Genomic DNA, 6,000 nt, shown 5'->3' on the forward strand with positions numbered 1-6,000 from the left:
ATGCAGGTAAGGATCAAATATGTGTTATAAAAAACACGCTCTGACACTTGGTCAAAGCGTGTGTATTAATCTATCTTTTTCTGAATCGCTAGAATAAATGGCGGATCATTTTTCTGGTTGATAAAGCCATAGCGTAGGACACTATACTGCTTCTGATCCAGATGGAATAGATATTTTAAAATTGCTTCCTTTTCTGCCTTGCCGCCTTCATGTCCATGATAAACGACAATAACGATAAGCCCATCTTTTCTCAAATGGTTTAGAAGTGTGTCAATGGCAATTATTGTTGAGTCTGGCTTCGTTATAATTTTTTTATCGCTTTTAGGCAAATATCCAAGGTTGAAAATGGCACCACTGATTTTTTCATTCGTATGAACGGGTAAATATTTAGCAATATTCTCATGGCTATCATGGATTAGCGATACATTCGTTCTTTCGTTTGCAATGATTCGTTGCTTCGTTGCAGCTATTGCTTCCTTCTGAATGTCAAACGCCAGTACTTTTCCATGTTCACCTACAAGTGTACTTAAAAATAATGTATCATTTCCATTTCCACAAGTTGCATCAATAACTAATTCGTCTTTTTTGATTGCTTCTTCTAATAAATAATGTGCATAATTTAAAATTCCTTTAAGCATATCGTCGTATAACTCCTTAAATTAATTCCTACTGACTAGTGTAACATAATCAAAAAAGCGATGTATATTCTAATGCATAGTTGACAAAAATGGTACTATTCTTTATACTTTCGATATAATAATGAAACGACTTTGATAAGGATTAGTAATAAATAATTCAAGCATAGAGAGGCAGCGGGTGGTGTAAGCTGTCCTTGATCTATTTATGAACTCACCTTTTATGTTGCAGAAATGAATGTGTAGTAGTTTCTGCCGTAAATCCACGTTATGGATTCGAGTGAACGTATTAATTACGTTAATTTGGGTGGTACCGCGGGAGTATAGAAGCTTCTCGTCCCTTTCTAGGGATGAGTGGCTTTTTTTGTTGTTTGATGAATAAATATAGAACTTTACGGTAGAATCATTACAACGATGGCTAGACTAATCCCCTAGTATTCTAAAAACGTTAAAACGCTAGAAAAAGCTGATATAGGCTTGGTTAAGCTATATTTTCCGTAAAGTCGACAAGGAGGAAATAAACATGAGTTTCAAACACCAAGAAATAGAAAAGAAATGGCAACATTACTGGAATGAGAATAAAACGTTTAAAACAGATACTTTTTCAAAGAAAGAGAAGTTCTATGCACTTGATATGTTCCCATACCCATCAGGGGTAGGATTACATGTTGGTCACCCAGAAGGATATACAGCAACCGATATTCTTTCACGTATGAAGCGAATGCAAGGATATGAAGTTCTTCATCCGATGGGCTGGGATGCTTTCGGTTTACCAGCAGAGCAATACGCAATCGACACTGGAAATAGTCCAGCGGAATTTACTGCACATAATATTGCCACTTTTAAACGACAAATTCAAGAACTGGGATTCTCTTATGATTGGGATCGTGAAGTAAATACGACCGACCCGAATTATTATAAATGGACACAATGGATTTTTACAAAACTTTATGAAAAAGGTCTTGCCTATATTGATGAAGTAGCTGTTAACTGGTGTCCTGCACTTGGAACGGTTCTAGCTAATGAGGAAGTAATCGATGGTAAAAGTGAGCGTGGAGGACATCCTGTTGTTCGTAAACCAATGAAGCAATGGATGTTGAAGATTACAGCATATGCTGACCGTTTGCTTGAAGATTTAGATGATCTTGATTGGCCAGATAGCTTGAAAGAAATGCAACGAAATTGGATTGGCCGTTCAGAAGGTGCAGAAGTTACGTTTTCAATCGATGGACATGGTGAGCAATTTACTGTGTTCACAACAAGACCGGATACGCTTTTTGGTGCAACATATGCGGTACTTGCGCCAGAGCATCCATTCGTTAAGAAGATAACTACTACAGAACAAAAAGCAACAGTTGAAGCTTATCTTCATGAAGTGGAAACCAAATCGGATCTAGATCGTACAGATTTGGCAAAGGATAAAACAGGTGTATTTACCGGTGCATATGCAATTAATCCGGTCAATAATGAAAAAATGCCGATCTGGGTTGCGGATTATGTACTAATGTCTTATGGTACAGGAGCAATCATGGCAGTACCTGCACATGATGAACGAGATTATGAGTTTGCGAAGAAATTTGCATTACCGATTATTGAAGTAGTAGCTGGTGGAGATGTAGAAAAAGAAGCTTATACTGGTGACGGAGAGCATGTGAATTCTAGCTTCCTTGATGGTCTTGGAAAAGAAGAAGCCATATCGAAAATGATTGACTGGCTAGTTGCAGAAGGAAAAGGCGAAAAGAAAATTACGTATCGTCTTCGTGACTGGTTATTTGCAAGGCAGCGTTACTGGGGTGAACCAATTCCGATTATACACTGGGAAGATGGGACAATGACAACTGTTCCAGAGGAAGAACTTCCATTAGAGCTTCCAGTCATGGAGGAAATTAAACCATCTGGTACAGGGGAATCACCACTTGCGAATAATGAAGAGTGGGTAAATGTTATCGATCCGAAGACTGGTATGAAAGGTCGTCGCGAAACAAATACGATGCCACAATGGGCTGGTAGCTGCTGGTATTTCTTACGCTATATTGATCCGGATAATACGGAGCAACTTGCTGCTCCAGAAGCATTAGAAAAATGGCTGCCTATTGATATTTATATTGGAGGAGCCGAGCATGCCGTACTCCATTTGCTATATGCACGTTTCTGGCATAAGTTTTTATACGATATTGGCGTGGTACCGACGAAAGAACCTTTCCAAAAGCTATTTAATCAAGGAATGATTCTTGGTGAAGGTAATGAGAAGATGAGTAAATCAAAAGGGAATGTTGTAAACCCTGATGACATCGTTGCTTCACATGGTGCAGATACACTAAGATTATATGAAATGTTCATGGGACCACTCGATGCATCTGTTGCATGGTCAACAAATGGGCTTGATGGTGCAAGACGTTTCCTTGATCGTGTCTGGCGTTTATTCATAAATGAAGATGGAACACTTTCAGATAAAATTGTTGAACAAGAGGAAAGTACACTGGATAAGGTTTATCATGAGACAGTGAAAAAAGTTACTGAAGATTATCAGCAACTGCATTTTAATACTGGGATTTCTCAGTTAATGGTATTTATTAATGAAGGATACAAGGCAGAGAAGATCTCTAAGCGTCATGTAGAAGGAATTGTGAAGCTTCTTTCCCCAATAGCACCACATATTGCTGAAGAGCTTTGGGAAAAACTAGGGTTCACGGAAACCATTACTTATGAGGAATGGCCAATATTTGACGAAACCAAACTTGAAGAAGAAGAAGTGGAAGTTGTTTTACAAGTAATGGGTAAAGTTCGTTCAAAAATTAATGTAGGCAGAGATATTTCAAGAGAAGATCTTGAAAAAGTCGCACTCGCAGATGAATCACTTCAAAAATGGTTAGAAGGAAAAACGATTCGTAAAGTAATTGTTGTTCCTGGAAAATTAGTAAATGTTGTGGCTAACTAATACTAGCTTTATCAGTTAAATAATTTAGGACCTCATGTAATTAATGAGGTCCTTTTTCATTAAGGTGATGCCGGATTCCAGTTCGTTTGCAGCAAAATCCATTTATCGTTCTCATAATACCAGAGGGTTTCCAATGTTCCTAATTGATCAGCATGGTATGCGCCACTAATTTGTTGATAGCTCTTTAGACCATATCCCTTGTCAGCGCTGATTTTGATTGGCTCAAAAAAGGCAATTGGATCTACCATAATCTCAGTGGGAGTTAGTAGTTTTCCTTCTTTATTATAAATGCCTAATCGAATATAATCTTCTGCACGGCTTTTAACATCCATAACAATTGGTTTTCCGTTTGGCGTTAATTCAATGCTGACAGTAAAGTTCTCCTCGAATTGCCCTTTTACATATGGTTGTTCAGGAAGCGGAATTTCCAATAACTCTTTATTAGCAAGTGTATGAAGAAAACTTGTATATATACCACCACTTCCTCCAGTTGGGCTTTGATAAAAAATGTCGTTTATTTTATCATGGTTTAAATCAACAAATCGAATGGTCGGGTCGTATCCACCGCCGTAATTGATTTTCCAGCTTTCCCCTTCAGGACCTGTTATATTTGCCCAGATGTCTCGGTAGTATCTCGTATCTGGAGAAAATAAAATACCATACAAATTAATTTCTTCATTTTGCCCATCTCCTGTGACATCTGATTGGTACGTTTCAATTAAAATAGGTTCTTGCTTTGTTTCATTTGCCCTTACCGTTACTGGTAAAAGTAAAGAAACAAGTAAGATACAAATAGCGACTCTATGTCTCATCCGCGACTCTCCAATCTCATTTTTTATTTTAGATTGTGTAAGAATATGGTTTGCTATTCATATAAGTCAGATAAAATATCAATTTATCAATGCATTTCAAGCTATTAGCACATGGCACATGTGGTACGATAGGTAAAAAAGTTCGAAATGGGGGAACTACATATGTTTGAACTATCTGTTGCAGAATGGTTTATCGTTATTCTTTGTGCTGTTTTTATCGGTTTTTCAAAATCAGGTTTACCGAATTTGGTTATCTTTGTTGTTACGGTGCTCATGCTAGTATTTCCTGCAAAGGAATCTGTTGGTATATTGCTGCCGATGCTACTGGTAGGTGATGTGTTTGCTGTAACATATTATCGTAGAAATGTTATATGGAAACACCTCATATCTTTAATTCCTTGGGTATTAATTGGGATTTTATGCGGTTACTTTGTGTTATCACATGTAAACAGCGAACAGTTGAAGCCAATGATTGGGATAATAGTGCTTGCTATGATTGTACTTCATTTAACGAAACAAAAATTTGGAGAGCGGTTTAATCAGATTCTACCATCTTCACTCGGGTTTATTTCTCTAATGGGGATATTAGGCGGGTTTACGACTATGGTAGGAAATGCTGCGGGCGGCGTAATGGCCATTTACTTACTCGTAAAAGGCTTATCAAAGAATGAGTTTGTTGGTACTGCTGCTTGGTTTTTTCTAGTGGTAAATGTGATTAAAGTTCCTTTCTATTTATATTTAGGTTTGATAACGCAGGAATCTTTAACTTTTAATCTATGGATGGTTCCAGCAATTATAGTTGGTGCAATTATCGGTATTAGAATTTTGCCGCTTATTCCACAGAAGGTCTTTCAATGGCTTATCATAATACTTACTGCAATAGGCGGTATTTATCTATTAATGTAATGAAACTTAGTGGATGATGTAGGAATGCTATTACGTCAAATGAAATAATGATAAACGCGTAAGATAATAGAGTAGAAAAATACTAATAATGCTGAGTAGAGATCATTTGATTAGTTGTTTTGATGATAAGATAAATTATATCGCACAGTTAAATGGTGTTGTCTAAAAGTATCAACATGCTTAGTTTATGAACAGGTTGGAGATGAATCACCTGTTGTTTAAAAATGTTGCTAATTGTTGTTGACAAGCTTTGGTGAACATGTTATTATTTAATTCCACTTAGGAAATGAATTGTTAAAATAAATTTACAAATTAAATTTGTTGTTGACAAGATGTTTTGAGTAGTGGTAAGATGTGCGAGTTACTTTTTAAACAATAATATTTTTGCTCTTTGAAAACTGAACAAAACAACCAGTATGTCAATGAAAAGAAACATGTTTTCTTTTCAACAAAACAAGAAGGTAACACTTCTTAAAGCTTGAGACTTATGAAATTGATTGGTGTCAATTTCATTTCAAACACTTTATTGGAGAGTTTGATCTTGGCTCAGGACGAACGCTGGCGGCGTGCCTAATACATGCAAGTCGAGCGCAGGAAGCTTTTCCGATCCCTTCGGGGAGAGGAGAAGTGGAATGAGCGGCGGACGGGTGAGTAACACGTGGGCAACCTACCTGTAAGATCGGGATAACTCGCGGAAACGTGAGCTAAT

At 37.1% G+C, this 6,000-nt stretch carries 4 protein-coding genes, 1 rRNA gene and 1 other annotated feature; of the genes, 3 read left to right on the top strand and 2 right to left on the bottom strand.

All coding sequences use genetic code 11. The features are described 5' to 3' along the window. Positions 1-65 precede the first annotated feature (65 nt). Complete coding sequence (mnmM, locus tag CWR45_RS03910) at positions 66-638, bottom strand: tRNA 5-(aminomethyl)-2-thiouridylate-methyltransferase MnmM (RefSeq protein WP_115748494.1); 573 nt, start codon at positions 636-638, stop codon at positions 66-68. 123 nt (positions 639-761) lie between these two features. Then, positions 762-980 (top strand) — a binding site (T-box leader). 178 nt (positions 981-1,158) lie between these two features. Here mnmM and leuS point away from each other — a divergent pair. Continuing rightward, on the top strand, positions 1,159-3,573 hold the full coding sequence (gene leuS / locus CWR45_RS03915; protein ID WP_115748495.1) for a leucine--tRNA ligase: 2,415 nt from the start codon (positions 1,159-1,161) through the stop codon (positions 3,571-3,573). 59 nt (positions 3,574-3,632) lie between these two features. Here leuS and CWR45_RS03920 read toward each other — a convergent pair whose 3' ends face one another. Further along, entirely contained in the window at positions 3,633-4,385 is a 753-nt protein-coding gene (locus tag CWR45_RS03920; RefSeq protein WP_115748496.1) for a hypothetical protein, read from the bottom strand. Positions 4,386-4,547: 162 nt separating this feature from the next. On the opposite strand from CWR45_RS03920, the gene CWR45_RS03925 reads away from it, so the two are divergent. Continuing rightward, positions 4,548-5,291 (top strand): sulfite exporter TauE/SafE family protein, encoded by a 744-nt coding sequence (locus CWR45_RS03925; RefSeq protein WP_115748497.1) that lies wholly within the window; start codon positions 4,548-4,550, stop codon positions 5,289-5,291. Between the two features lie 523 nt (positions 5,292-5,814). After that, positions 5,815-6,000 (top strand): 16S ribosomal RNA (locus CWR45_RS03930); the annotation flags it as partial.

It is taken from the genome of Oceanobacillus chungangensis (assembly GCF_003369565.1).
Lineage (GTDB): Bacteria > Bacillota > Bacilli > Bacillales > Amphibacillaceae > Oceanobacillus > Oceanobacillus chungangensis.

Bases quoted from the DNA above. Each gene is read 5' to 3' on its own strand.
- mnmM (WP_115748494.1), bottom strand. From the start codon at position 638: ATGCTTAAAGGAATTTTAAATTATGCACATTATTTATTAGAAGAAGCA.
- leuS (WP_115748495.1), top strand. From the start codon at position 1,159: ATGAGTTTCAAACACCAAGAAATAGAAAAGAAATGGCAACATTACTGG.
- CWR45_RS03920 (WP_115748496.1), bottom strand. From the start codon at position 4,385: ATGAGACATAGAGTCGCTATTTGTATCTTACTTGTTTCTTTACTTTTA.
- CWR45_RS03925 (WP_115748497.1), top strand. From the start codon at position 4,548: ATGTTTGAACTATCTGTTGCAGAATGGTTTATCGTTATTCTTTGTGCT.